Source organism: Bradyrhizobium sp. 147, assembly GCF_023073935.1.
Classification (GTDB): Bacteria; Pseudomonadota; Alphaproteobacteria; order Rhizobiales; family Xanthobacteraceae; genus Bradyrhizobium.
This window is the reverse complement of the sequence record NZ_JADPKL010000042.1, coordinates 307,659-333,275: the sequence shown is the minus strand read 5'-3', so window position 1 is coordinate 333,275 and position 25,617 is coordinate 307,659. Positions and strand designations below refer to the sequence as shown.

Genomic DNA, 25,617 nt, shown 5'->3' with positions numbered 1-25,617 from the left:
CACTATTCTCAAGGCGTTGCTGGTCGACGCTGCCGCCGAGCACTGAACCAATAAATGCGAAAACAACCCCATGCACAGTAGAAGGCCCTTGTTTCCAAAGGACAATTTCCTGAGAAAACAAGTCCATGTCACAGATGCTTTTGACACGTCGGGCAAAACAGGGGCATGATGTCATCATCGACGCGGATGTCGCCTCTGCGCCTCGATCCAAATTTCCGCGGCCCTGACCTGCACCGGATAGAGCCGCAACGGTGGGCTCGGCCAGTCCGAGGTGATCGCCCCATCACTCAAATCGAATGCTGCCGCAACTCGGCTCAGCCTCGACGACATCGCGGAGAAGGTTGGGTATGCCGCCCTCTACGCTCCGCGCTCCCAGGCGACGGTTGATGGGAATGCGGCAATCGTCCAGACGCAGCATTGCAAGCGGATGAAAAGCGGCACGCTTCAATCAGCGCCGCCATCGACCCGGCCCGTAGTCGGCCAATTATCGGCCAGGCGCAACGGGAGCTGCCGAAGAGTGTTTCGTAAGTTCACGACGGCAGCGTCTGGCCCGACGCTGCCCAACTCGATGCTCGTCCAAGCGTCGGCTGTCTAGGGTGTCCCCCGTTTTGCCTTTAGGACCACGGCGGTTCTTCGCTCGGCCCGGCCGCCTCGGCATGGATCGTGACCCCCGCCGAACGCAACCCGGTCAGGAACACAGTTCTTACGGAGGCAGGATCGAATCCAATATCCTTGGCGTTTGGTGGATGCGCCTCGCTGCCCTTCAATCGGAGTGCCAAGTGCAAATGCTCGCAAAGGTGCTGAACGACAAGATTGACCTGATCGTCAGTCATGATCCGCTCTTCCTGCTACCGTTTTGCTACCCAACAGATAGCACACATGGAAATAGAGCGGTACGCGATTGGACCACCCCAAGGATCAACCCCACGCGAATGCCCATGGCCGGCTTCCAAATCTGCGCCTATCGGCGCAGACCTGAACTGACCAGCAGGCAACTAGAATGGCGCTTTTGGCCCCAGAGCAGACCTCTGGCAGAGAGCCTCCCTTCGGCGGGTTGCGGTCACATGGCCGAGCTATGGCTCATGGTTCTCAACGCGCATTTATCTCCGAGTTCGACGCCGCACGGCCCCAACACATGGGACTCTTGAGCGTTTGCCGTTGCTTCTTTCCATCGCCTTTTGCACCCGAGTGCTAAGGTTTCGAAGCTCTGCAAGTTGAGAATTGAGCGAACAGACACGGTGGTGCAGAATGACCATACGGTCGCAGACCCGATCACGACTACTCATTACGCGCCCCTGGAAGGCTGCTTAAAAAAAACGCAGACGTCGGCCAAAAAATAAAAGGGACTTTCAAATCAATGGTAGCATCGTTTCACGTACAAAATGTGAAGCGGCACACACATGCAGGAATGTATTCCACCGCCGCGCCCGGGCCGATTACCGAGGCGGCGCCTTTTGAGAAGACGACCGGCTGTTTCGAGGGATCCTTGTGGTTGTCCAGGTTCTTGGCGGAGTCCGCGACATCCGAAACGAGCAACGTGATGTCAGGCCGCCGGCCGATGACCGGCATTGTCGCCATAGGCCTCTCCCGATAGAGCCCGAGGCCTTCGGTCACAGCCAGGTCTTTGAAGCAGAACAGGCAGGCGTCCTCGGTCGCGGGTGCACCCCTCGGCATTCTCGATGATCACCTGAAAGGTCCGACGGCGACAGCGCTGATGGCGCGCGCCATTTCCGCGGCCGCCGGCTCGCGATGACATCGCCACCCGGCGGGCGGGTTGGTCGGAAGCCGACGAATCTCTAATCTAAATGGTGCGATGACGCTCGATAGATGACAGATCAGGCGCTACTCCGAGGCCCGGCTCTTCCTCCAATTCAACCGTGCCTTCCCTCACGTTGAGGAGCGGACCGCAAAACAGATCGCGCAAGGGATTGTCGTTCGCATCGACTTCCAGCCAGCCATTACCTCCGATACCGGCGAGCAGGTGCGCGGATGCAAGCAAGCCAAGACCTCCACCGAGATAGTGCGGGCAAAACGTCTTGCCCGCCTTCAGAATGTCGCGAGCCAGTGGAGCGCAGACACTCAGCCCGCCCCATTTCGCAATATCGGGCTGAACCACGCCGAGCACCTCTTCGGCCAGCACTTCCCTGAAACCCTCGGCGCTCGAAATGTTTTCGCCGGCGGCAATCGGCATCTTCGCTGCGGCGTGCAGCCTGCGCCATTCCTCGCGCGGCCGGTCAGCACGGATCGGCTCTTCCAGCCAGCGCAGATCGAACTCGGCAAGCCGCGGCAGCATCTCCATCGCCTGCGCGACTGACCAGCCCTGATTGGCATCGGTAGCAAGCATGCCGGGGCCGACGATCCGGCGCAGCGCCGCCAAATTGGCGAGGTCGGTCTCGGCGCCGAACCCGACCTTCAGCTTCAGCGCGCGATGGCCGCGCTCGAGCGCGGCCTCCGCCGTCTGCGCCGCACCGCCGGGATTGATGCCGCTGGCATAGACCTTGATCTTGCGCGACTGACCGCCGAGAAGCCGCCACAGCGGCAGGCGCTGGCGGCGCGCGGAGAGATCCCACAGGGCGAGATCGATGCCCGAAATCGCCTGCGCGAACGGACCAGGTTCACCGCATTGAAGCGCCAGAACTTCGGTGCTTTTGGTCAGCGCCTCGAAGGCCTGGGCAGGACTATCGAATTTGCGTCCGACGAGGCCGGGGGCGAGCACCTCGTTGACGAGCCGGGCGCGATGCTCCGCGCCTGGAGCCGGAAAGTTGGACCAGGCTTCGCCCCATCCTTCGACGCCGTCCTCGTCGACAGCGCGAACGAAGACGGCGGGCCGGTTGAGCATCTTGCCGAACGACGTCACCACCGGCGTTGCCAGCGGATAGCGATAGCAGAACGCCTCGATCGCGCGGATGGTGAAGCTGTCAGTCGTCATGTTGCAGATCCTGCGGGTCGAGATCGACGAGTGGCGGCCGCCACTATCTCAACAGGCGCGCGCGAAGTCACCGGTCACGTGCTGCACCGCGAAACCATTTGCGCCGCAACATCCAAAATGAGACTGCCCGTCAAGCCGAACGAGGCGCCCGCGCATGCACCGCATGCGACTTCGGCTAGCCTTCCCGTCAAATCCGCCAGCCTTTCGAGCTGCGGGCGCCGCGCCGATTGGCACGGCGACAAATCGACGACACAGGGAGGAGCACCATGTCGAAATGCAGTGTGGGACTGCTGGCGCTGAGCAGCCTGTTTCTTTCGGGCGCCGCGATCGCTCAGGAGAAGATCAAGGTGGGCGTGACTGCGACGCTCGAAGGCACCTACACGGTGCTCGGCGAGGACGGCATGCGCGGCCACCAGACGGCCCTCAACGTGCTTGGCAAGAAGGTCGGCGACAAGGAACTCGAATTCATCGTCGCCTCGACCGACGCAACGCCCGACTCCGCCGTGCGCGCGGTGCGCAAGCTGATCGAACAGGACAAGGTGCAGATCCTGCTCTCACCGCTCTCTGGCGACGAGGGCATCGCGGTAAAGAATTTTGCAAAAACGCATCCCGAGCTGACCTTCATCAATGCGGCTTCCGGCGCCCAGGAGACGACTTATGTCGATCCGGCCCCGAATTTCTTCCGGTACAACATGGACGGCGCACAGTGGCAGGTCGGCCTCGGCAAATACGCCTATGACGAAAAGAAGTATCGCAAGATCGCCACCGTCGGCGAGGATTACTCCTTCATTTACACCCAGGTGTTCGGCCTCGTGCTCGAGTTTTGCGGTGCCGGCGGACAGGTCACCAATCGGCAATGGGTCCCGCTCGGAACGAAAGATTTCGCCTCCGTCATCGCCGCCCTGCCCGACGATGTCGATGCCATCTATCTCGGGCTCGGCGGCGCGGATGCCGTCAACTTCCTCAACCAGTATCAGCAGGCCGGCGGCAAGGCGCACCTGATGGGCGGTTCCATCATGATCGACCAGACCATCCTGTCGTCGAAGGGCAACGCCAAGAACGCGCTGATCGGCACCATTGCGGCGAGCGGCCAGGCCGATACCTGGGAAGATCCGGGCTGGCAGAAGTTCGTGAAGGCCTATCAGGACGCCTTTCCGCCCAACAAGCGCTTCCCGAGCCCCTCGCTGCTCGCGACCAACTACTATGATTCAACCATGGCGCTGATCCTCGCGCTGCGCCAGGTCAATGGCGACCTCTCCAATAACCAGGCGAAGTTCAAGGAAGCCCTGGCGAAGATCGAGCTCGACGCGCCGAACGGCAAGATCAAGCTCGACTCCAATCGCCAGGCGATCGGCACCAACTTCGTCACTGAGGTCGTCGACGACGGCAAGGGCGCGCTGTTCAGCAAGGTCGTGAAGGTGATCCCGAACGTGAACCAGACGCTCGGCTATGATCCGGCCGTGTTCTCGAAGATCGGGCTGCCGAGCCGCACAGTACCGGAATGTAAGAAGTACTGACGCATCACGCCTGCACCGCACCGGCGGAGAGCGACTTGCTGACGCGGTCGCTCTCCGCTCTTGCAATCTCGCCGGGGTTGTTGAACGCTGGCCGAAAAGACAAGAACATTCGGAGGGGAAGGCATGAGCCGTGCGCTCGCCGTCTTCCACGGCCGGTTCGGCCGGGCGACGGTTTATCAGTTGAACCGCCCTTTCAATATCCACGCCCATCGTGAAGGTCATCTGATCTTCCATGTCGGCGGCATGCCGGCATGCATCGATGTCTGCAACGGGCATTATGATCTCACCGAATCCTCTGTCGTTGCCGTCAATCCGTGGGAGCCGCACAACTTCCTGCCGGCCGATGTCGACGGCGGCGCGATCTTCTTCGTGCTTTACGTCAATGCCGAATGGTTTGCGCCTGATGCCTCCGGCTCCGACCGGTTGCGCTTCGGCCGCACCCAATTCAAGCGCACGCCTGCGCTTGACAAGCACATCAGGCGAACCGCCGCGCTCGTGTGCGGCGCACCATCGCTTTCCAGCCTGGATTCCGAGCTGCGGCGGCTGATCGACATCTGCTACGATGAAAGCTGGCAACAGGCCGAGATCGCGCGCGATCCGCGCGCCAATGGTGCCGTGACCGACTTCCGTGTGCGCAAATGCATCAGGCTGATGTCGGAGAGCCCCGGGGCCGAGATGGAGCTCGATACGATCGCGCGGGAATCCGGTTTGTCTCGACCGCATTTCTACCGGCTGTTCCGCGTCCAGACCGGCGTCACGCCGAATCTCTATCTCAACACGCTGATCATGGAACAGGCGCTCGAAGCGCTGGTGGCGAGCGAGGCGCCGATCGCCGATATCGGCTTCGATCTCGGCTTCTCCTCGCAAAGCGGCTTCACCCGCTTCTTCGCCGCCAATGTCGGGATGGCCCCGACCGATTATCGTCGCGCGGCCAAAGTTTTGCGCACCTAGCCATTGCGCGAAAAGATACTCACGATCAAACGTGCTGCTCGCAGCCCGGCTAGAATGTGGGCAACGCGATCTCGCTAGAGAATTGCGAGTCCAGGGAGGACGTTCGCCCATGGCAGGGCTCGCAGCCGATCACGGCTTGCACGCCGCCTCGTCCCACTTGCGGGGAGAGGGTTGGGCTGCACCCGCGCCGAAGCCCGTCATCGAGCGCGCCTTTGGCGCGACCCGTTGGACGCGACCTCTCCCCGGAAGCGGCAGGGTTATCGGATATGATCTCTTGGAGTGGCCTGAGCAAGCGCCGCATCCTTCGAGACGCCCGCGCCGCGGTCTCCTCAGGATGAGGCTAATTGGCATCCGGCCCGTTGAACCTGCTGCCGTACACTCCGCCCTCATCCTGAGGGGCCCGCCAAAGCGGGCGTCTGGAAGGATGCGCCGCAGGGAATCGCTTCCCACATGCGATTGCCCTGCCGCAAGCGGGGCGAGACCATGAGCCGCTTTGTCGAACGCCATCCCGTCTGGGCGCTGATCCTGATCATTGCCATTGCCGTCGTGCTTTGGCTGGTCTTCGCGGTCTGGCCGCCGGGCCTCGAAGAGGCGATCGGCCGCAAGCGCGTCTTCCTCAATGCCGTCTTCAACGGCATCACGCTCGGAGGGCTCTACTTCCTCGTCGCCAGCGGCTTCACGCTGATCTTCGGCCTGATGCGCAACGTCAACCTCGCGCATGGCTCGCTCTATCTGTTCGGCGGTTATGTCGGCTACGCCATCAGCGCCTCGACCGGCTCCTGGATCCTCAGCTTCATCGTCGCTTTCATCCTGACCGCCCTGGTCGGCGTCCTGCTCCAGGTGATCGTGTTCCGCCGGATGGAGGGACAGGATCTCAGGCAGACCATGGTGACGATCGGGCTTTCGATCGTATTCGCCGACCTCATGCTGTGGGCCTGCGGCGGCGACTTCTACCAGATCCAGACGCCGAATTGGCTGATCGGCCCGGTGGAGCTGCCGCTAATCACGGCGATCAAATCCTCGGGCGAGCCGGTCTATCTCAGATATCCGCTGGTGCGGCTCGTGATCTTCGCCGCTTCCGTGATCATCGGCGTGGCGATGTGGCTCGCCCTCAACCGCACCCGGATCGGCATGATCATCCGTGCCGGCGTCGATGATCGCGATATCCTTGCTGCGACCGGCGTGCGCATCCAGCTCGTGTTCGTGCTGGTGTTCGCCTTTGGCGCAGGACTTGCCGGCATCGCCGGCGTGGTCGGCGGCACGTTCCAGTCATTGTCGCCCGGCGAGGACATCCGCTTCCTGCTGGCGTCCCTCGTCGTCGTGATCGTCGGCGGCATGGGTTCGATCCCCGGCGCCGCACTCGGCGCACTGATCATCGGCCTCGCCGAACAGCTCGGCTCGGTCTACATCCCGACCTATGCCATCGTCGTGACCTTCCTGATCATGGTGCTGGTGCTGGCCATCCGGCCGCAAGGCCTATTGGCGAGGCGCTGAGATGTCGCTCGCCCACGATGCACGGCTTGCCGTACGCCCCGCCACAATGGCGCAGCGCCCGGCACGGACGTGGCCGGAGGTCAACAATCCCGCCGCCTGGATCGTCGCGGTTATTCTCCTGATCATGCCGCTTATCGCCAACGGCTTCTTCCTGATCGAGATCTTCGCCTCCACCTTGATCCTCGGCACCATGGCGCTGAGCCTGATGTTCCTCGCCGGCTATGGCGGCATGGTCAGCCTGATGCAGCTTACCATCGCGGGGTTCGCGGCGTACATGGTCGCCGTGTTCGGCGTCAGCGGCAATGCCAATATCAGCCTGGGCTGGCCGTGGTGGCTCGCGGTGCCGATGGCGCTGACGCTGGCGACCGCTTTCGGCACGCTCGGCGGCGCGCTCGCGGTCCGCACCGAAGGCATCTACACCATCATGATCACGCTGGCGATCGGCGCGGCCTTCTACTATTTCACCAACCAGAACTGGGCGATCTTCAACGGCCATACCGGTATCAACACCGTCGCCACGCCGCACTTCTGGGGCGTGAACTGGCGCGCCGACATTCCCTTCTACTACGTCGTGCTCGCGGTCGCCGCGCTCTGCTATTTCGCAGTCGAATATCTCTCACGCGCGCCCTTCGGTCTTGCCCTCCAGGGCGTGCGCGACAATCCCAGGCGCATGGCTGCGCTCGGCTTCAACGTCAATGCGCACCGCGTCGCGGCCTATGCGTTCGCCTCGTTCGTGGCCGCGCTGGCCGGGGTGCTCCAGGTCTGGAACTACCGTCAGATCTCGCCGGGATCGGTCAGCGTCGGCGCCTGCATCGACGTGCTGATCATCGCCGTTGTCGGCGGCATCACGCGCCCGATCGGTCCCTTCATCGGTGCGCTGATCTTCGTGCTGCTGCGCACATTCGCGCTCGACTTCCTGGTCAGGCTTGGCCTGGATGGCAACCGCTTCCGCCTGCTGATCGGGCTCGGCTTCCTCGCCATCGTGTTCTGGTCCTCGGACGGCGTCATCGGCCTATGGCAGCGATGGCGCCAACGTCAGCGCCGCAGGCCGGACCGTTCCGGCGGAGGGCGCCGCCATGGATAGCGTCGCTCAACGCCTCTCCGCCGTGGGCGCCGGCGCTGCGCTGGAGCTCCGAGGCGTGACGCGCCTGTTCGGCGCGCTGGCGGCGCTGACCGACGTCACCATCACGGTGCGTCCAGGTGAGCGGCGCGCAGTGCTCGGTTCGAACGGCGCCGGCAAGACCACGCTGTTCAATTGCATCACCGGCGACTTCCCGCCCTCCTCCGGCACCATCCGCTTCTTCGGCGAGGACGTCACGCACTTCCCGCCTTATGAACGCATCCGGCGCGGATTGCGGCGGACCTATCAGATCTCGGCGCTGTTCCCCGGCCTCACCGTGCAGGATAACGTCTATCTCGCCTGCCGCGGCGTCTCGCGCGGACGCTTCTCGTTCCTGCGTCCGGGACAGACCGATGCTCTGATGCATGTGGCGGACAATCTCGTCCAGGCCGTGCATCTTTCCGCCGTGAAGGACCAGCGCGTGGCCGAGCTCGCGCATGGCCAGCAGCGCCAGCTCGAGATCGCGCTCGCGCTCGCGGGCGCCCCGCGCTTTGTCCTGTTCGACGAACCGGCCGCCGGCCTGTCGCCAACCGAACGGGCCGAGCTGATCGAGATCCTGACCTCGCTGCCGGCGCATATCGGCTACATCATCATCGAGCACGACATGGACGTCGCTTTACGCGTCGTCGAGAGCGTCACGATGATGCACAACGGCCGCATCTTCAAGGAAGGCCTGCCGCAGGAGATCCAGTCCGATCCCGAGGTGCAGGAGCTTTACCTCGGAGGCGGTCATGAATGAGGTCCGCCGCAGCAAGGCCGCGCTCGAGGTCCGCGGCCTCGATGTCTACTATGGCCACTCGCACGCCCTGCAAGGCGTCGATCTCACACTGGAGAGCGGCGTGTTCTCCGTCGTCGGCCGCAACGGCATGGGCAAGACCACGCTGTGCAAGGCGATCATGGGTCTAGTGGGCGTGAGCGGCGGCTCGATCCGCGTTCGTGGCGAAGACATCACGCGGCGGCCTCCGGCCCAGATCGCCAGGCTTGGCGTCGGCTATGTGCCGCAAGGACGCCGGCTCTGGCGCTCGCTCAGCGTCGACGAGCATTTGCGGCTGGCCGGCGGCCTCCGGCCCGGCGCCTGGACTGTCGATCGCATCTACGAGACCTTCCCGCGGCTCGCCGAACGCAAGGATCACGGCGGCGGCCAGCTCTCCGGCGGCGAGCAGCAGATGCTGGCCATCTCTCGCGCGCTACTCACCAATCCGCATCTCCTGATCATGGACGAGCCGACTGAAGGCCTCGCGCCCGTCATCGTGGCGCAGGTCGAGGAGATGCTGCTGCGGCTCGGTGAGGACGGCGACATGTCCGTGCTCGTGATCGAGCAGAATATCGGCGTCGCCACCGCGATCTCGCGCAACGTCGCGATCATGGTCAACGGCCGCATCAACCGCATCATCGACTCCGCCCGCCTCGCCGCCGACCGCGAGCTCCAGCAGCGCCTGCTCGGCGTCGGACTTCACGCCGAGCTCGAGCCGGATATCGATGTCGCCGCATCCGGCGTCGAAGCCAGGCCGGCGCCGGCGCCGCGCCGCGACGGACCGATCCGCATCTACATCTCGAACCCGACGCTCCCGACCCGATGGTCGCAACCGGTACCGATCGCCCGCATCGAAGCTGCTGCGCGCACGGTCTCGACGCAAGTCACCCGGCTCGATGAGACGGCGCGGCGCAAGCGCGAGCCGGTGACGACGCAGGCCGCCGGCCCGCCTGTGACGTTGGTCGTCGGCACGCTCGACACCAAAGGCCTTGAGCTGCGCTTCATCCGCGACATCATCGCGGAAAGCGGCCTGCGCACACGGCTGGTCGATGTTTCGACGAGTGGCAAGCATTCGTCGTGCGATGTCTCCGCGCAGGAGATCGCCCTGAACCACAGCCGTGGCGGCGCAGCGGTGTTCGGTCCCGATCGTGGCGCCGCCGTGACCGCGATGGCTGATGCTTTCGCCAACTGGCTGCGGCGCCAGGGCAATGTCGCCGGAGTGATCTCGGCCGGCGGTTCGGGCGCAGCGTCGCTGGTCGCCCCGGGCATGCGCGCGCTTCCCGTCGGCGTACCCAAGCTGATCATCTCCTCCGTCGCCTCGGGCGATGTCGGGCCCTATGTCGGTCCCGCCGACATCACGATGATGTACTCGGTCACCGACGTGCAGGGGCTGAACTCGATCTCGCGGGCGGTGCTGGCCAATGGCGCCAATGCGCTCGCCGGCATGGTCAAGGCGCGGCTCGATGCCCGCGCCGCAATGGCGCGCGAGGCCGGCGGCCTGCCAGCGGTCGGTATTACCATGTTCGGCGTTACCACGCCGGCCGTTCAGAAGATCGCGGCCGAGTTGCGTGACGATGTCGAATGCCTGGTGTTCCATGCCACCGGCGTCGGCGGACGCTCGATGGAGAAGCTCGTCGAGTCCGGCCAACTCGCCGGAGTCATCGACCTCACCACGACCGAGATCTGCGATCTGCTCATGGGCGGCGTGTTTCCTGCGACCGAAGATCGCTTCGGCGCAATCATCCGCAGCCGCGTGCCCTATGTCGGCTCGGTCGGCGCGCTCGACATGGTCAATTTTGGCGCGCCCGGGACCATTCCCGAACGCTACCGCGGCCGCAAGTTTCACGTCCACAATCCGCAAGTGACGCTGATGCGGACAACGGCCGAAGAGAACGAGCGCATGGGCCGCTGGATCGCTGAGCGGCTCAATCAGATGGATGGCCCTGTCCGCTTTTTCCTGCCCGAGGGCGGCGTGTCCGCCCTCGATGCGCGGGGCCAGCCGTTCTGGGATCCGGACACCGACAGCGCGCTGTTTCGCACGCTGGAGCGCACGGTGCGGCAGACCGGCAACCGCCAGCTCATTCGCGTGCCCAAGAACATCAACGATCCCGAGTTCGCCGCCGCCATTGTCAGTGCGTTCCGAACCCTGTTCGGCCGCACCAAGGTGCGCCGAAGAGTAGCGAGGTGACCGATGGCGAGGTTTGAACGCGCAGCGCTCCTGAAGACCTTTCGCGACATGGCAAGGCGCGGTGAGCCGATCGTCGGCGGCGGCGCCGGCACCGGTCTATCAGCCAAGTGCGAGGAAGCCGGCGGCGTTGATCTCATCGTCATCTACAATTCGGGCCGCTATCGGATGGCCGGCCGCGGCTCGCTCGCGGGTCTGATGGCTTACGGCGATGCCAACGCCATCGTCGTCGAAATGGCGAACGAAGTGCTGCCCGTCGTCACCAGGACGCCGGTGCTGGCGGGCGTCAACGGCACCGATCCATTCCGCGACATGGACGTGTTTCTCGACCAATTGAAGGCGCTCGGGTTTGCCGGCGTGCAGAACTTTCCGACCGTCGGCCTGATCGACGGCGTCTTCCGCGCCAATCTCGAAGAGACCGGCATGTCCTATGCGCTGGAGATCGACATGATCGCCAAGGCGCACGACAAGAACATGCTGACCACGCCCTACGTGTTCAGCGAGAAGGAGGCCGCCGCAATGGCGATCGCGGGTGCCGACATCATCGTCTGTCACATGGGCCTGACGACCGGCGGCACCATCGGCGCGCAGACCGCACTGAAGCTCGAGGATTGTCCCGCGCAGATCGACATCTGGGCGTCCGCTGCGCTCAGCGTCAATCCGGACATTCTGGTGCTGGCTCATGGCGGCCCGATCGCTGATCCCGCCGATGCCGATTTCATCATGAAGAACACCCGCCATTGCCACGGCTTCTACGGGGCGTCCTCGATGGAGCGACTGCCTGTGGAGCGGGCGCTGACGGAGCAGGTGCGTCAATTCAAGGCGATCGGCGCGCGGTAACGCCGAAGGTACGAGGGAGGGAAAGATGTCGGGGATTCTCGTCGGTGAATTGATCCTCTGGCTGATCGTCGCGATCGTCGTGATCGTGGTCGGCGTCTACATTGTCAACTGGCTCTACCACCGCTCCTCGAAGGAGACCTCGTTCGTCCGGACCGGCTTTCTCGGCGAACGCGTGGTCATCGACGGCGGCGCCTTCGTGCTGCCGTTCATCCACGACTACACGCCGGTCAACATGAACGTGCTGCCGATGGGCATCGTCCGCTCCAAGCAGGACGCCGTGATCACCCGCGACCGCATGCGCGTCGACATCGAGGCCGACTTCTATGTCCGGGTCCAGCCGACCCGCGAAGCGGTCTCGATCGCGGCCGCGACGCTCGGCCGCCGCACCATGGAGCCCGAGCAGCTGCATGCGCTGCTGGCCGGCAAATTCATATCCGCGATCCGCTCGGTCGCCTCCGAAATGACCATGGAGGAGATGCACGAGCGGCGCGGCGACTATGTCGCACGCCTCAAGACCAATGCATCCGAAGCCCTCGCCCAGAATGGCCTCGAGCTGGAATCGGTCGCGATCACCGATCTCGATCAGACCGACCTGGAGTTCTTCAACCCGTCGAACCGGTTCGACGCCGAAGGCCTGACCCGCCTGATGGAGGATATCGAGGCCAAGCGAAAGCTGCGCAACGATATCGAGCAGGACTCGATGATCAAGATCCGCTCGCGCAATCTGGAAGCCGAGCGGCAGGCGCTCGAGATCGAGCGCGAGAGCGAGACCGCGCGCCTCGAGCAGGAGCGCGACATCGAGATGCGCCGCGCCCTTCAGCGCACTGAGGTTGCCCGCGAACGCGCGCTCCGCGAGACCGAGGCCGAACAGGCGCAGATTTCTGCGCGGGAGGCCATCGAGCGCGCGCGCATCGCCAATGATCAGGCGATCGCGGAGGCCCGCATCGCCTCCGAGCGCGAGACCCGGCAGAAGGAGATCGAGCGGACGCGTACCATCGAGGAGAAGGAACTGCTGGCGCGCGAGGAGATCGAGAAGACCCGGATCGCCAACCAGCGCTCGATCGACACCACCCGCATCGCCTCGGAGCGCGAGGTGCGCCAGCGCGAGATCGAGCGGATGCGCACGGTCGAGGAAGCCGAAATCGCCGCGCGCGAGGCGGTCGAGAAGGCGCGGATCCAGCAGGATCGCGTCGTGACCGACGCCCGCATCGCCAACGACGAGGAAACGAGGCGCCGCGAGATCGAGCGCACGCGTGCCGTGGAAGAGGCAGAGATTGCCGCGCGCCAAGCCACCGAAAAGGCCCGCATCGCCCAGACCATGACGGTCAATGTCGAGCGCATCTCCTCGGACGAGCGCACCCGCGCGCTGGAGATCCAGCAGGTGCGAACCATCCAGGAGGCCGAGATCGAGGCTCAACGCGCCGTCGAGGCGGCCCGCATCGCCCGCGAGCGGACGCTCGCGGCAGAGCGCATCGCCGCCGAACAGAACACACGGCAACTCGAGATCGAGCGCAACCAGGCGCTCGACGTCGCCGGCATTGCAGCGCGCGAAACGACGGAGGCCACGCGCATCGCGCAGGAGGAGCGCGTGCGCTCGCTTGAGATCGCCCGCAACCGCGCCGTCGAGGAAGCCGATATCGCCTCGCGCGAGGCGATCGAGGCGGCCCGCATCGCCCAGGAGAAGGCGGTTGCGGCCGAGCGCATCCAGGCCGAGCGCGAAACCCGCGCACTGGAGATCGAACGGACCGGCGTCTTGGAGGCGGCCGAGCTGAAGCGGCGTGACGCGATCGAGCGCCAGCGTATCACGGTGGATCTGGCGCTCGAGGCCGAACGGATCAATTCCTCCAAGAAGCGCGAGGTGCTCAACATCGAGCAGAAGAAGGCGATCGAGATCGCCGACGAGGACCGCGTCATCGCGCTGTCCACAAAGAAGTCCGAGCGGATCGACGCCGATCGCCAGGTCCGGCAGGCAGAGATCGCCGCACGCAAGGAGGTCGAGACCACCGACGTCTCGCGCGAGCAGGCGCTGGAAGCCGCCCGGATCGAGCGGCGTCGCGCCATCGAGCAGCTCGAGGTCGCTCGGGTGCAATCCTTGCAGGAAGCCGAGATTGCCGCGCGCGAAGAAGTCGAGCGCGCCCGCATCTCCTCCGACCGCGGCCTCGATGAAGCCCGGATCGGCCGCGAACGCGAGCTGCGCAAGCTCGAAATCAATCGCGAGAAGGAGGTCGAGACCGTGCTGATGGAAAAGGCGATCGCAATTCACACGAAGTCGCTGGAGGAATCCGCGGCCAAGGCATCAGCCGAGGAAGCGCGGATGCGCGCCACGGAAGCCACCGAGCGCGTCATCACCGCACGCGAGAACGAGATTGCCAAACGTCGCAAGGGCGTAGAAATTCTCATCGCCGAGAAGCAGGCCGAGGAGACACGGATCGCCGCCGAGGCCGAGCGCGTACGCGCGGCCGTGGAAGCAGAAGCGCAGCGATTGCTCAACGAGGCCGAGAACGTTCTCACCGACCAGGCGCGCTACTCCCTCTTCCGCAGAAAGCTGCTCGACCGCATCGAGGGCATCGTACGTGAGAGCGTCAAGCCGATGGAGAAGATCGAGGGCATCCGCATCCTCCAGGTCGATGGCCTCAACGGCAATGGCCACGGAAATGGCAATGGCGGCCGCAGCGCCACCGACGAGGTGATCGACTCTGCCTTGCGCTACCGCGTGCAGGCGCCGCTGATTGACTCGCTCCTGTCGGACATCGGCGTCGAGGGCGGCAGTCTCGCAAAAATGCCGGGCCTGATCCGCGAGGCGCGCGACATGCAGGGCATCAGGGATTCCGCGCGCAAGAGTGGTGGCGGCGACAAGCCGGCGGCCTCCCCGCCTGCGGCCGAAGGCGGCGAGCCGCCGGCCGAGCGCGGGCCGAGAAAGAAGAGCTGAGGTCTAATCCATGGCTCGCGTCTATGTCTCCACCATCGTCAACGCCCGCAACGACCGCGTCTGGGCGCGGGTGCGCGATTTCAACGGCCTGCCGAACTGGCATCCGGCCATCGCCGAAAGCCGGATCGAGGGCGGCGAACCCGCCGACAAGATCGGCTGCGTCAGGGATTTCCGCCTGCGCAACGGCGACCGCATCCGCGAGAAACTCCTGGGCCTGTCCGACTACGACATGTTCTGCACCTACTCGATCCTGGAATCTCCGATGGGCGTCGAGAACTACGTCGCGACCTTGCGGCTGACGCCCGTCACCGACGGCGACCAGACCTTTGTGGAATGGACCGCCGAATTCGACTGCGCGCCGGAGCGCGAGACCGAGCTCGTCAGCACCATCGGCGGCGGCGTGTTCCAGGGCGGCTTCGACGCCCTGAAGCGCGTGTTCGGAGGTTAGCCGTGCCGCATATCGTCAAGAGCACGATCCTGAGCGCACCGACGGATGCGGTGTGGGACGTGCTGCGGGATTTCAACGGCCACGACCGCTGGCATCCGGCGGTTGCGACCTCCTCGATCGAACGCGCTCAGGCCTCCGACAAGATCGGCTGTATCAGGCGCTTCAAGCTCAAGGATGGCTCCGAGCTGCGCGAGCAGTTGCTGGCGCTGTCCGACCTCGAGCAGACCTTCAGCTATTGCCTGCTCGATACCCCGATCCCGATGTTCAATTACGTCGCCCATGTCCGCCTGCTGCCGGTGACCGATGGCGACCGCACCTTCTGGCATTGGGAATCGCGCTTCACCACCAAGCCCGAGGATAGGGACCGCATCACCCACATGGTCGCGGAAGACATCTACCAGGCGGGATTCGAGGCGATCCGCCGCCATCTGAAGGAGGCCGCCTAACCATGGCTGTGACCGTAAAGACCTTTGCCAGCGCCAGCGAAGCGGCCGGGGCAATATCCTCGGACCGCAGCGCGCGCTATCTCGGCGGCGGCACGCTGGTGATGCGGGCATTGAACGAGGGCGACGTCTCGATATCGACGATCGTTCGCGCCAGTGACCAGGCGCTGACCCGGATCGATGCGTCCGGCCCACGCATCACGCTCGGTGCCGGCGTCACTTTCGCGAGAATTCTCGGCGAGCGCGACCTCGCTTTCCTGCACGCGCCCGCCCGTTCGATTGGTGGTCCTGCCGTGCGCAACATGGGCACCGTGGGCGGCAATCTGTTCGCGCCCAATCCTTACGGCGATTTCACCGTGGCGCTGCTGGCGCTCGACGCCACGGTCGCGCTGCAAGGCAGCTTCGGCGCCCGCGACATCGCGATCGAGGAATTCCTGCAATCGCGCGAGCGGCAATCCGGCGCGTTAGTCCTGTCGGTCTCCTGCACGCGGCCGGCCAGCGCCGAGGCCTTTCGCTATCGCAAGATTGCCCGCATCAAGCCGAAGGGCGGCTCGGTCATCACGCTGGCCGCCCATCTGCCGGTCAGCGGCGGGCGCATCGCCGGTGCTCGCATTGCGCTCGGCTCGATGGCACCGACCCAGATCCGCGCCAAGGCCGCGGAACGTGCCCTCGAAGGACGCACGCTCGATACCGCGAACATCAATGCAGCCGCCTCTGCCGCAATCGAGGGCACATCGCCCGCGGACAACGCGCTCGGCAGCGCCTGGTATCGCCGCGAGATCGTCGGCGTCCATCTCCGCCGTTTGCTGTCCGGTCAGGAATAGACAAGGACCAACATGTCCAAGACGCCTCTGCAATTTCGTCACAACGGCCGCGACGTCGCCATCTTCGTCGATGGCGGCACCAACCTGCTGGTCGCCTTGCGCGAGCTGATCGGTGACATGACGCCTAAGTTCGGCTGCGGCCAGGGCGGCTGCGGCACCTGCAGCGTGCTGATCGACGGAGAACTCCACCTCTCCTGTCTGACGCTCGCCGAGACCGTCGCCGGCCGCTCCGTCGAAACGCTCGACGGCCTCAAGCAGGGTCCGAACTTGCACCCGCTCCAGCGCGCCTTTGCCGACAATTTTGCCGCCCAATGCGGCTATTGCACGCCGGGCATGCTGATGGCCGCGAAGGCGCTGCTCGATCGCAATCCGTCCCCAAGCCGGGCCGACGTGATCGAGGCGATCTCCGGCAATATCTGCCGCTGCACCGGCTACGAGCCGATCATCAATGCCATCCTCGCCGCCGCCGGTGGCCGGGCCAGCGCCTGAGGTCAGACCATGCTGGAACTACGCAAGGACATCTTCGCCGACGAGCGCAACGACAATCTCAAGGAGATCGGCAAGGGCACGCAGCGCCAGGACATGCTCGGCCACATCACGGGCACGTCGAGCTATTTCAACGATCATAAGCTCCAGGGCATGCTGCACCTCAAGGTCGTTCGCTCGACTGAGGCCCATGCGAGGCTGCGCCGCATCGATACCACGGACGCAGAACGCTCAGCCGGCGTGCGCCGGATCATTCGCGGCACTGACGTGCCGGTCAATCTCAACACGCTGCTGAGCCTGATCAATTTCGGCAAGGACGACGAGCCATCACTGGCCGTCGACAAGGTCCGCTACAAGGGCGAGCCGATCCTCGCCATCGTCGCCGACAGCGAGCGTGAGGCGTTCGAGGCCATCGCAAAGGTGCGGATCGACTATGAGCCGCTGCCGACCGTGTTCGACGTCGAGGATGCGCTCAAGCCGGGCGCGCCCGTGGTCAACGAGACCTATCCGAAGAACGCCTTTATCTATCACGACGTCTACGATCACCAGCGCCTACGGTTCGGCGATGCCGATGCGGCACTCGCGAACGCCGACCATGTGCTTGAACAGCGCTACCAGATGTCGCCGATCGAGCACGCGCCGACCGAGACCAATGGCGCGATTGCCGCGCCCGACACCAACGGCCGCTACGTCGTCTACACCTCGACGCAGGCGCTGTTCTTCTCGGTCGATACCTGCGCCAAGATTTTGGATGTGCCTTCCAACACCTTCCACTTCATCGGTGGCACGGTCGGCGGCGGCTTTGGCGGCAAGGTGGATACCCTGACCGAGCCGCTCGCGATCCTCGCCGCCATGCTGACCGGGCGGCCCGTGCGCTACGTCTTCGGTCGCGAGGAGGAGATGCAGTACGGCCCGCCGCGCGGCGCCGAGCGCATCTACATCAAGGACGGCGTGATGCGCGACGGCCGCATCGTCGCCCGAAAGATCCGTGCCTATTTCGACAGCGGCGCCTATACGCGGCTCTCCAGCTACGCCGCGGTGAAATGCGCCGCGCATCTGCCGGGCCCCTATACCATCCCTAACGTTTATGGCGACGTCTACTGCGTCTTCACCAATCGCACGCCGGCGACTGCCATGCGCGGCTTCGGCGTCACCGCGATGGACTTTGCCATCGAGTGCCAGATGGACAAGCTCGCAAACCTCGTCGGCATGGACCCAATGGAGTTCCGGATTCTGAACGCCTATCGCGACGGCGACATGAAGGCGCATCGGCGCGAGGCCAAGAACACGGCGCTGATCGAATGCGTTCAGGTCGCCGCCGAAAAGGCCAAATGGCCGATCCGCGACGAGTTCAGGCGCGCCTCCTCACGCAAGGATGGTGGCGGCAGCCGCGCCGCGATTCCGCCGACGCCGACGGATGTACGCGCGCGGCCGGCCGCGCCCGCCCAGCAGCGCACGACCTATGACCGCGCACCCGGGACCGCGACAAGAGAGCCGCCGCGCGAACCGCCACCGCCGACCCCGCCGCCTCCTCCGCCCCGCCCGGCGGCACCATCGCACGGCGCCACCCGCTTCTCTTCCGTGTTCGGGACCAGGAGGCGCTAGATGACCAGGCATCGCGGACGCGGCATGGCGTCGATCAACTATCCCATCGGCATGAACCTCGGCGGCGATCCCAGCCAGGCGCTGGTTCACTCCAATCCCAGCGGCAAGTTCACAGTGGCGCTGTCGTCGATCGATCTCGGCCAGGGGATGAAATCGGTGACGCGGCAGATCTGCGCTGAGACGCTGGGCGTGCCGGTCGAGGACGTCTACGTCGACACCGCGGATTCCGACACCGGCCCGCATTGCATGGGTTCGTTCGCCTCGCGCGGCACACACCGCGTCGGTAACGCCGTGATGGCCGCAGCCCGCGAAGCCCGCGGCGTGATGATGGAGGCTGCGGCCGAGGAGCTGGAGGTCAACGCCGCCGACCTCGAGACGGACGGGCGCGGCAACATCCATGTCAAAGGCGCGCCGCATCGCTCGATCTCGACCAAGGATGTCGCGGTCGCCGCGCAATTCAAGCAGGGCAAGACCATCTCCGGCCGGGGAATATTCCTGGTACCGCTGTCCGATGTCGACCCCGAAACCGGAGAGATGTCGCCGGCAACCTGCTATGCCCATGCCTGCCTCGTCGCCGAGGTCGAGGTCGACGACGAGACCGGTGAGGTCGCGATGGTCCGGATGGACTCCGCCTATGAGCTCGGCCGCGCGCTCAACCCGCGGCTGGTCGAGCAGCAGCTCGTAGGCGGCGCCTGGATGGGCGTCAGCCACGCGCTCTACGAGACGCCTGAGCCTTACTATCCCGACCCCGCTCACGGCCCGCGCGACTTCGTCGAATATCTGATGCCAGGCCCCGGCGATATCTGCCCGCACGATATCGCGGTGCTGGAACGCCCTGCTCCCGATGGGCCCTTCGGCGCCAAGGGTCCCGGCGAGATGTGCGCCAACCCGGTGCTGCCCGCCGTGGCGAATGCGATATTCAATGCGGTCGGCGTGCGCATCGACGATCTCCCGATCACGCCCGAGAAAGTGCTGCGCGCGATCAAGGCCCAGGGCGGCGCACGGCCGCAGGCGCGACGCTAGAGGATTGGCGGTGGCGGTTCGTAGCAACATCGTCGGAATCGACAGCCCACAGGCGTTGGAGAAGGCGCTGCGCGCAGCCTATTACCTCGCCGACGAGGGACTGGCCACCGCCGCCTATCTCGGGCTCGCGCTCGGCAAGCCGCTGCTGCTGGAAGGAGCGCCCGGCGTCGGCAAGACGGAGGCTGCAAAGGCGATCGCTGCCGTGCTCGGCCGCCGGCTCATCCGCCTGCAATGCTATGAGGGCATCGACGCGTCGGCCGCACTCTATGAGTGGAACTACCCGCGCCAGATGCTCGCGATCCGCCAGGCCGGCGACGAGAGCATCGACATCTATGGCGAGACGTTCCTGATCGAGCGGCCGATGCTGGCCGCGCTGCGCGCACCCGATTCCACCGTTCTGCTGATTGACGAAATCGATCGCGCCGATCAGGAGTTCGAGGCCTTCCTGCTCGAATTCCTCTCCGACTTCCAGATCTCGATCCCCGAGCGCGGCACGGTACGCGCGGCGGAGCGACCCGTGGTCGTGCTGACGTCGAACCGGACACGCGACCTGCACGAAGCGCTGCGCCGCCGCTGCGTCTATCACTGGATTGACTATCCCACCGCCGAGCGCGAAGCCCGCATCATCATGATGCGCGCCTCGAGCGTCGCTGAGGCCACGGCACGCGCGGTCGTCGCAGCCGTCGAACGGCTGCGGCGCGAGCCGCTCAGCAAGGCGCCGGGCATTGCTGAGGCCGTCGACTGGGCCGAGGCCGCGACGCTCCTTCACAAGGGCGGCGCGCGCTGGCCCGATGCGTTCAAGCGCTCGATCGGCGTGGCGCTGAAGGACGAAGAAGACCTGCATTTCATTTCGCCGCGGCTCGACGCCATGCTCGCGGAGGCGACCGCATGAGCACCGAGCCGCAGCTCCCGCGCGCCGCGCGCGTGTTGGTCGCCTTCGTCGCGCTGCTGCGCGCGAATGGCTTTGCCGTGGCGCCGGAGCAGACCACGACGTTCCTGGCGGCCATCGAGTTGCTCGGCCCTGATAGCGTCGAGGATATCAGACAAGCTGCACTGGCGACGCTAGCTCCGCCGCCCGATCGCCGGGCCACCTTCGACCGGCTGTTCGATCTCCACTTCCGCGGCAGCGAAACGATTGCGCGCGATGACGAGGGCAAGGACGACGAGACGGTCCGCCTCCAGGAAGAGGGCCGCGGCGACGAGGAGCCCCTGCTCTCCGACGAGGCGAGCGAGTCCGGCCTCGCCGCGACCCGAAGCGAGGCGCTGGTGGAGCGCCGCTTTGGGGTGAGTTCGACCGCGGACGCGCTACGCCGCCTGGCGCGCGAGGCGCCGCGACGTCTGCCGCGACGGCGTGGCCACCGGCGCATGCGCGCCCGCCGCGGACCGTTTGCCGACCTCCGCCGCACCTTGCGCGACACGGTCCGCAGCGACGGCGAGATCTTGCGGCTCGGTCACCTCAAGCGGCGGCAGCGGCCACGGAAGATATTGCTGCTGATCGACGTGTCCGGCTCCATGAAGACTCGCACCGATGAGAACATGAAGCTCGCCCATGCGCTGGTTCAGGCGGCGCCCAATGTCGAGGTCTTCACCTTCGGTACGCGGCTGACGCGGGTCACCCGCCCCTTACGACTGAAGCGTCGCGAGCAGGCATTGAACGCAGCCGCTCATCTCGTCAGCGACTGGGATGGTGGCACCCGCATTGGCGATGCGCTGCAAGCCTTCCTCGCCGTGCCACGGTTCGGCGGCTACGCGCGTGGGGCCGCTGTTGTGATCGTCTCCGATGGACTCGAGCGCGGTGAAGGCGACGCACTTCGCGACGCTGTCGCCAAGTTATCGCGGCGGTCCTGGCGCTTGAGCTGGCTGACGCCGCTCGCCACAAGCCCGGCCTTCCGCCCGCAGACCGAAGCGCTCATTGCCATCGAGCGCTTCGTCGACGATCTCGTGGACGGCGGATCGAGCGCGTCGATCGTCGCGCACATTCTGGCGTTGGGACGAAGGAGAGCGGCGTGACCGATATTGTCGACGGCCATCATCACATCTGGCGGCAAGCCGACCTGCCCTGGCTGATCGGTCCGATGCAGCCGCGCATCTTCGGCCCCTACGAGCCGATACGACGCGATTATCCGATCCAGGAATATCTCGACGACCTCGAGGGCACCGGCGTCACCCGCTCGGTCTATGTGCAGACCAACTGGGCCAACGACCGCTTCGAGGACGAGGCCGCCTGGGTGCAACAGACCGCCGACGAACACGGCTGGCCGCACGCGATCGTCGCCTACGCCAATTTCGCCGTCGAGGATGTTCGTCCCCAGCTCGACCGTCTCAAGCGCTATCCGCTCGTGCGCGGCGTGCGCATGCAACTGCATTGGCACGAGAACCCGCTCTACCGCTTTGCAGCCCGCCCCGATCTCTGCGCCGATCCCATAATCCACCGCAACGTCGCGCATCTCGCCGACTATGGCTGGAGCTTCGACCTGCAGGTGTTCACGCCGCAGATGCCGGAGGCAGCGGAGCTGGCCGACGCTTGTCCAAAGGTGACTTTCGTCCTCCAGCATGCCGGCATGCTGGAGGACCTCTCGGCGGCAGGCCGCGCCGCCTGGCGCGCCGGCATGGCGCGGCTTGCGGCCTGCCCGAACGTAGTCTCAAAGCTCTCCGGGCTCGGCACCTTCATCCATCGCAACGATCCCGCGCACATCGCTGCCGTTCTCGCCGACACCGTTGCGATTTTCGGTGCCGAGCGCTGCCTGTTCGGCTCCAATTTCCCGATCGAGAAATTGTGGACCAGCTATCGCGAGCTCGTCGACGCGTTTTGCGCGGCAGCCGCACCGCTGAGCACCGAACAACAGGACGCGATCTTTCGGGCAACCGCTACGCGCGTCTATCGGCTTTGACAGACAAGAAGCAGGACAGGGAGGGACGCGAATGGCGCTGGAGATCAAGATCCTGGACTACGGCGATATCGAGCTGGAATCGAGCTTCCTGGTGCTCGGCCGCGACTGCGGCCGCACGCGCCGCGTCCTCACCCTGGGCTTCCTGATCCTCGGCGGCAAATATCCGGTCGTGGTCGATACCGGCTATCGCTCCAACCAGATCATGGAGACGCTGGGCATGCGCGGGCTGCAATACCACGAGAACATGATCGAGAACCAGCTTGCGCGCCATGGTGTGCGCATGGGCGACGTCCGCTTCGTCTGCCACACCCATCTGCACATCGACCATGCCGGCAAGGACGATCTGTTTCCGATGAACACGACAGTCGTCCTCAACCGCAGGGAGCTCGAATATTCCGTTTCCGGCCTGATGCATCCCCAATATCCAGCGCCCGACATCAAGCACCTGATCGACCGCTTGCACACCAAGAGCGCGCTGCGCTTTCTGGATCTCGAGGTCACCGGCCCGATCGAGTTGATGCCCGGCGTCTATTGCGATGCCGCCAACGCCCATACCGAGGGATCGATGAACATCATCGTTCACACCGCCGACGGCATTGCCACCATCTGCGGCGACGTGATCTACGACTTCAACGACCAGATCGTCACGCCCTTCAACGAGATCCACGATTGGGAGCCGCGCACCACCGGCAACCACGGCACCAGCAAGCGCGCGGAAAAGGCGGCGATCAAAAAGCTGCTCAGCAATTCGCGCTATCTCCTTCCCGTGCACGATCGCCCCGCCAAGATCGAAGGCGGCAATGTCGTCGGGCGGCTGCACGACCAGGTCCCAGGCCCGATCGTGCAGTCCTTGCCCGAGCGCAACTGGTTCCCGGCCTGAGACCCTTTCTGCGCATGATCTTGCCGGGGTCCGCGCAGCACTTTCCGGACCATGGTCCTGAGGATCGACCGATGACCCACGTTACCTTGCGTTCCGAATTCGAGACCCTGATCGACCCGTACGCGCCGATCGCGCAAGTCGGCACCGGCTTCGAGTTCACGGAAGGACCGATCTGGCATCCGGTCGATCACTACCTGTTGTTCTCGGATATGCCGGGCGACGTGCGGCGGCGCTGGGATGCGCGGCGCGGCGTCGTGGAGGTCAAGCGTCCCTCGAACAAATGCAACGGCATGACCTATGATGCCGAGCTCAACCTCATCGTCTGCGAGCACGCGACGTCATCGCTGGTCCGCGAGCGCCCGGACGGGCGGCGAGAGGTGCTGGCTTCACACTTCCAGGGCCAGGAGCTCAACAGCCCGAACGATGTCTGCGTACACTCTTCCGGCGCGATTTATTTCTCTGATCCCTGGTATGGTCGGATGCCGGTCTATGGCGTCGAGCGGCCACGCCAGCTCGGCTTTCAGGGCGTCTATCGCCTCGTACCCGGCGGCGAACCGAAGCTCGTCGTCGACCGCAACCTGTTCGACCAGCCGAACGGGCTCTGCTTCTCGCCCGACGAAAAGCTGCTCTATATCAACGACACCGTGCAGGCGCTGATCCGCGTCTTTGACGTCGATACTGACGGTTCACTGTCGAACGCGCGCGTGTTCGCGAGCGGCATTCGCTCCGAACTCGAGCCAGGTCTGCCCGACGGCATGAAGTGTGATCAGCAGGGCAATGTCTGGGTCACCGCGCCCGGCGGCGTCTGGGTCTATTCGCCGCGCGGTGAGCTGCTCGGCAAGGTTCGGGTGCCAGAGCTCGTCGCCAACCTCGCCTGGGGCGGTCCGGACTTCCGCATGCTGTATCTGACCGCGACGCATTCGGTGTACGCGATCCCGACCAAGGTCGGCCCGCGGCATGAACCCTATATGAGCGGCCGGCGAGCCGGCGGCGGCACAGCGCCAAGCTCCGCGCCAACCTCGCCCGTCCTCGCCGAGGGCGAGATGCGGCTCGATCCGCAGCGATGCGCGATGATCATCCAGGACCTTCAGAACGATGTCATCATGGACGGCGGCGCCTTCGCCGAGTCGGGCGCCCCCGGTCATGCGCGGCAGCAGCACGTGGTGGACAACGTCCGCCGCCTTGCCGAGACCGCGCGCGCCCGCGGCGTCGCCATCATCCACGTCTGGTTCATCGTCGAACCCGGCGCGCCCGGCGTCACGCTCAATGCGCCGCTGTTCGAAGGCCTCGTCGACAGCAAGGCGATGGTGCGCGGAAGCTGGGGTGCGGCGCCCGTGTCCGGCCTCGAGCCGCGACCCGGCGACTTCGTCGTCGAGAAAATGCGCATGAGCGCGTGGGAAGGCACGCGGCTGGAGACGATCCTGAAAGCCACCGGCCGCGACATGATCATCAACACCGGCGCCTGGACCAACATGTCGGTCGAACACACCGCGCGCACCGGTGCCGACAAGGGCTATTTCATGATCGTGCCCGAGGATTGCTGCTCGACCATGAATGCCGATTGGCACAACGCCTCGATCAACTTCGCTATGCAAAACGTCGCGGTGGTGACTAAGGCGGACGCGGTCATCAGGGCGCTGGGGTAACGCGCAGTGCCGAAGCTGCTGCACCTGTCCTGCTCGCCGCGCCCCGACTCGGAATCGAGTGCCGCCGCGCTGGTCTTCATTGACGGCTTTCGTCAGGCCCATCCCGATTGGGACATCGACGTCATGGATCTCTGGCGCGAGCGGATGCCTGAGTTCGCTGGTCCCATCCTCGAAGCCAAATACGCCCGCATGAACGGCCAGCGCTTCAGCGATCCTCAACGCGACAGCTTTACCGAGGCCGAGCGCATCGCGCTGCGCTTTTCACTCGCCGATCGCGTGCTGATCTCGACGCCGATGTGGAACTTCGGCATCCCCTACAAGCTGAAGCAGTTCATCGACATCATCGTCCAGCCCGGGCTTACCTTTCGATTCGATCCGTCCCAGGGATACGTTCCGCTGCTGAGGGACCGGCCAACGCTCGTGATCCTCGCCAGCGGCAGCGATTTCTCCACCGGCATGAACCGCGGCCGCATCGACATGGCGACGCCCTACGTGCGGGAAATCCTGCGCTTCATTGGCATCAACGATGTCCGTTTCGTGCCGATCGGGCCGACCACGGGGCCACCGCAACCGATTGAGGCCGCCCGTGAACGGGCGTTCAAGCGCCTCGGAGCCCTGGCTGCGAATTTCTGATGCCCTTGCGAACACGTCG

Annotated in this window: 23 protein-coding genes; 20 read left to right on the top strand and 3 right to left on the bottom strand. The window is 65.0% G+C overall.

All coding sequences use genetic code 11. The features are described from left to right. Nucleotides 1-614: 614 nt before the first annotated feature. The 3 genes from IVA87_RS10860 to IVA87_RS10850 all read right to left on the bottom strand — a co-directional run bounded on the left by IVA87_RS10860 (nucleotide 615) and on the right by IVA87_RS10850 (nucleotide 2,929). Nucleotides 615-833 carry a hypothetical protein gene (locus tag IVA87_RS10860; protein WP_247305939.1) on the bottom strand — a complete coding sequence of 73 codons (219 nt, stop codon included), beginning with the start codon at nucleotides 831-833 and terminating at the stop codon, nucleotides 615-617. A gap of 538 nt (nucleotides 834-1,371) precedes the next feature. After that, nucleotides 1,372-1,578, bottom strand: coding sequence for a hypothetical protein (locus tag IVA87_RS10855; protein ID WP_247305941.1), 207 nt, complete (start codon nucleotides 1,576-1,578; stop codon nucleotides 1,372-1,374). A gap of 223 nt (nucleotides 1,579-1,801) precedes the next feature. Then, nucleotides 1,802-2,929: a mandelate racemase/muconate lactonizing enzyme family protein gene (locus IVA87_RS10850; protein ID WP_247305943.1), complete on the bottom strand. Its 1,128-nt coding sequence runs from the start codon at nucleotides 2,927-2,929 to the stop codon at nucleotides 1,802-1,804. A 266-nt stretch (nucleotides 2,930-3,195) separates the two neighbouring features. On the opposite strand from IVA87_RS10850, the gene IVA87_RS10845 reads away from it, so the two are divergent. The 20 genes from IVA87_RS10845 to IVA87_RS10750 all read left to right on the top strand — a co-directional run bounded on the left by IVA87_RS10845 (nucleotide 3,196) and on the right by IVA87_RS10750 (nucleotide 25,598). Beyond that, complete coding sequence (locus IVA87_RS10845; protein ID WP_247278130.1) at nucleotides 3,196-4,446, top strand: ABC transporter substrate-binding protein; 1,251 nt, start codon at nucleotides 3,196-3,198, stop codon at nucleotides 4,444-4,446. A 123-nt stretch (nucleotides 4,447-4,569) separates the two neighbouring features. Continuing rightward, the gene (locus tag IVA87_RS10840) at nucleotides 4,570-5,397 is read left to right on the top strand and encodes an AraC family transcriptional regulator (protein ID WP_247305948.1); all 828 of its coding nucleotides are present in this window, start codon (nucleotides 4,570-4,572) and stop codon (nucleotides 5,395-5,397) included. A 483-nt stretch (nucleotides 5,398-5,880) separates the two neighbouring features. Next, on the top strand, nucleotides 5,881-6,891 hold the full coding sequence (locus tag IVA87_RS10835; protein ID WP_247305950.1) for a branched-chain amino acid ABC transporter permease: 1,011 nt from the start codon (nucleotides 5,881-5,883) through the stop codon (nucleotides 6,889-6,891). Between the two features lies 1 nt (nucleotide 6,892). Further along, nucleotides 6,893-7,975: a branched-chain amino acid ABC transporter permease gene (locus tag IVA87_RS10830; RefSeq protein WP_247305953.1), complete on the top strand. Its 1,083-nt coding sequence runs from the start codon at nucleotides 6,893-6,895 to the stop codon at nucleotides 7,973-7,975. Further along, the gene (locus tag IVA87_RS10825; RefSeq protein WP_247305957.1) at nucleotides 7,968-8,750 is read left to right on the top strand and encodes an ABC transporter ATP-binding protein; all 783 of its coding nucleotides are present in this window, start codon (nucleotides 7,968-7,970) and stop codon (nucleotides 8,748-8,750) included. Before IVA87_RS10830 ends, IVA87_RS10825 begins: the two co-directional genes overlap by 8 nt. Continuing rightward, complete coding sequence (locus IVA87_RS10820; protein ID WP_247305959.1) at nucleotides 8,743-10,953, top strand: ABC transporter permease; 2,211 nt, start codon at nucleotides 8,743-8,745, stop codon at nucleotides 10,951-10,953. Before IVA87_RS10825 ends, IVA87_RS10820 begins: the two co-directional genes overlap by 8 nt. Before the next feature lie 3 nt (nucleotides 10,954-10,956). Then, the gene (locus tag IVA87_RS10815) at nucleotides 10,957-11,790 is read left to right on the top strand and encodes a phosphoenolpyruvate hydrolase family protein (RefSeq protein ID WP_247333519.1); all 834 of its coding nucleotides are present in this window, start codon (nucleotides 10,957-10,959) and stop codon (nucleotides 11,788-11,790) included. A gap of 25 nt (nucleotides 11,791-11,815) precedes the next feature. Continuing rightward, nucleotides 11,816-14,719 (top strand): flotillin family protein, encoded by a 2,904-nt coding sequence (locus IVA87_RS10810; protein ID WP_247305961.1) that lies wholly within the window; start codon nucleotides 11,816-11,818, stop codon nucleotides 14,717-14,719. A gap of 10 nt (nucleotides 14,720-14,729) precedes the next feature. Then, on the top strand, nucleotides 14,730-15,167 hold the full coding sequence (locus IVA87_RS10805; RefSeq protein ID WP_247305963.1) for an SRPBCC family protein: 438 nt from the start codon (nucleotides 14,730-14,732) through the stop codon (nucleotides 15,165-15,167). Between the two features lie 2 nt (nucleotides 15,168-15,169). Further along, on the top strand, nucleotides 15,170-15,613 hold the full coding sequence (locus IVA87_RS10800) for an SRPBCC family protein (RefSeq protein ID WP_247305965.1): 444 nt from the start codon (nucleotides 15,170-15,172) through the stop codon (nucleotides 15,611-15,613). A gap of 2 nt (nucleotides 15,614-15,615) precedes the next feature. Next, the gene (locus IVA87_RS10795; protein ID WP_247305968.1) at nucleotides 15,616-16,434 is read left to right on the top strand and encodes an FAD binding domain-containing protein; all 819 of its coding nucleotides are present in this window, start codon (nucleotides 15,616-15,618) and stop codon (nucleotides 16,432-16,434) included. 12 nt (nucleotides 16,435-16,446) lie between these two features. Beyond that, on the top strand, nucleotides 16,447-16,923 hold the full coding sequence (locus tag IVA87_RS10790) for a (2Fe-2S)-binding protein (protein ID WP_157331004.1): 477 nt from the start codon (nucleotides 16,447-16,449) through the stop codon (nucleotides 16,921-16,923). Between the two features lie 9 nt (nucleotides 16,924-16,932). Beyond that, the gene (locus IVA87_RS10785) at nucleotides 16,933-18,525 is read left to right on the top strand and encodes a molybdopterin cofactor-binding domain-containing protein (RefSeq protein WP_247333517.1); all 1,593 of its coding nucleotides are present in this window, start codon (nucleotides 16,933-16,935) and stop codon (nucleotides 18,523-18,525) included. Continuing rightward, a complete protein-coding gene (locus IVA87_RS10780; protein ID WP_247305975.1) occupies nucleotides 18,526-19,548 on the top strand; it encodes a molybdopterin cofactor-binding domain-containing protein in 1,023 nt (340 codons plus the stop codon). Nucleotides 19,549-19,558: 10 nt separating this feature from the next. After that, on the top strand, nucleotides 19,559-20,440 hold the full coding sequence (locus IVA87_RS10775; protein ID WP_247305978.1) for a MoxR family ATPase: 882 nt from the start codon (nucleotides 19,559-19,561) through the stop codon (nucleotides 20,438-20,440). Beyond that, nucleotides 20,437-21,558, top strand: coding sequence for a VWA domain-containing protein (locus tag IVA87_RS10770; RefSeq protein ID WP_247305981.1), 1,122 nt, complete (start codon nucleotides 20,437-20,439; stop codon nucleotides 21,556-21,558). The genes IVA87_RS10775 and IVA87_RS10770 overlap by 4 nt, the downstream gene beginning before the upstream one ends. Next, nucleotides 21,555-22,439, top strand: coding sequence for an amidohydrolase family protein (locus IVA87_RS10765; protein WP_247333516.1), 885 nt, complete (start codon nucleotides 21,555-21,557; stop codon nucleotides 22,437-22,439). Before IVA87_RS10770 ends, IVA87_RS10765 begins: the two co-directional genes overlap by 4 nt. 31 nt (nucleotides 22,440-22,470) lie before the next feature. Continuing rightward, nucleotides 22,471-23,319, top strand: coding sequence for an MBL fold metallo-hydrolase (locus tag IVA87_RS10760; RefSeq protein WP_247278144.1), 849 nt, complete (start codon nucleotides 22,471-22,473; stop codon nucleotides 23,317-23,319). A gap of 71 nt (nucleotides 23,320-23,390) precedes the next feature. After that, entirely contained in the window at nucleotides 23,391-24,965 is a 1,575-nt protein-coding gene (locus IVA87_RS10755) for an isochorismatase family protein (RefSeq protein ID WP_247305987.1), read from the top strand. A gap of 6 nt (nucleotides 24,966-24,971) precedes the next feature. Beyond that, a complete protein-coding gene (locus IVA87_RS10750) occupies nucleotides 24,972-25,598 on the top strand; it encodes an NAD(P)H-dependent oxidoreductase (RefSeq protein WP_247305990.1) in 627 nt (208 codons plus the stop codon). The last annotated feature ends 19 nt before the right edge of the window (nucleotides 25,599-25,617 follow it).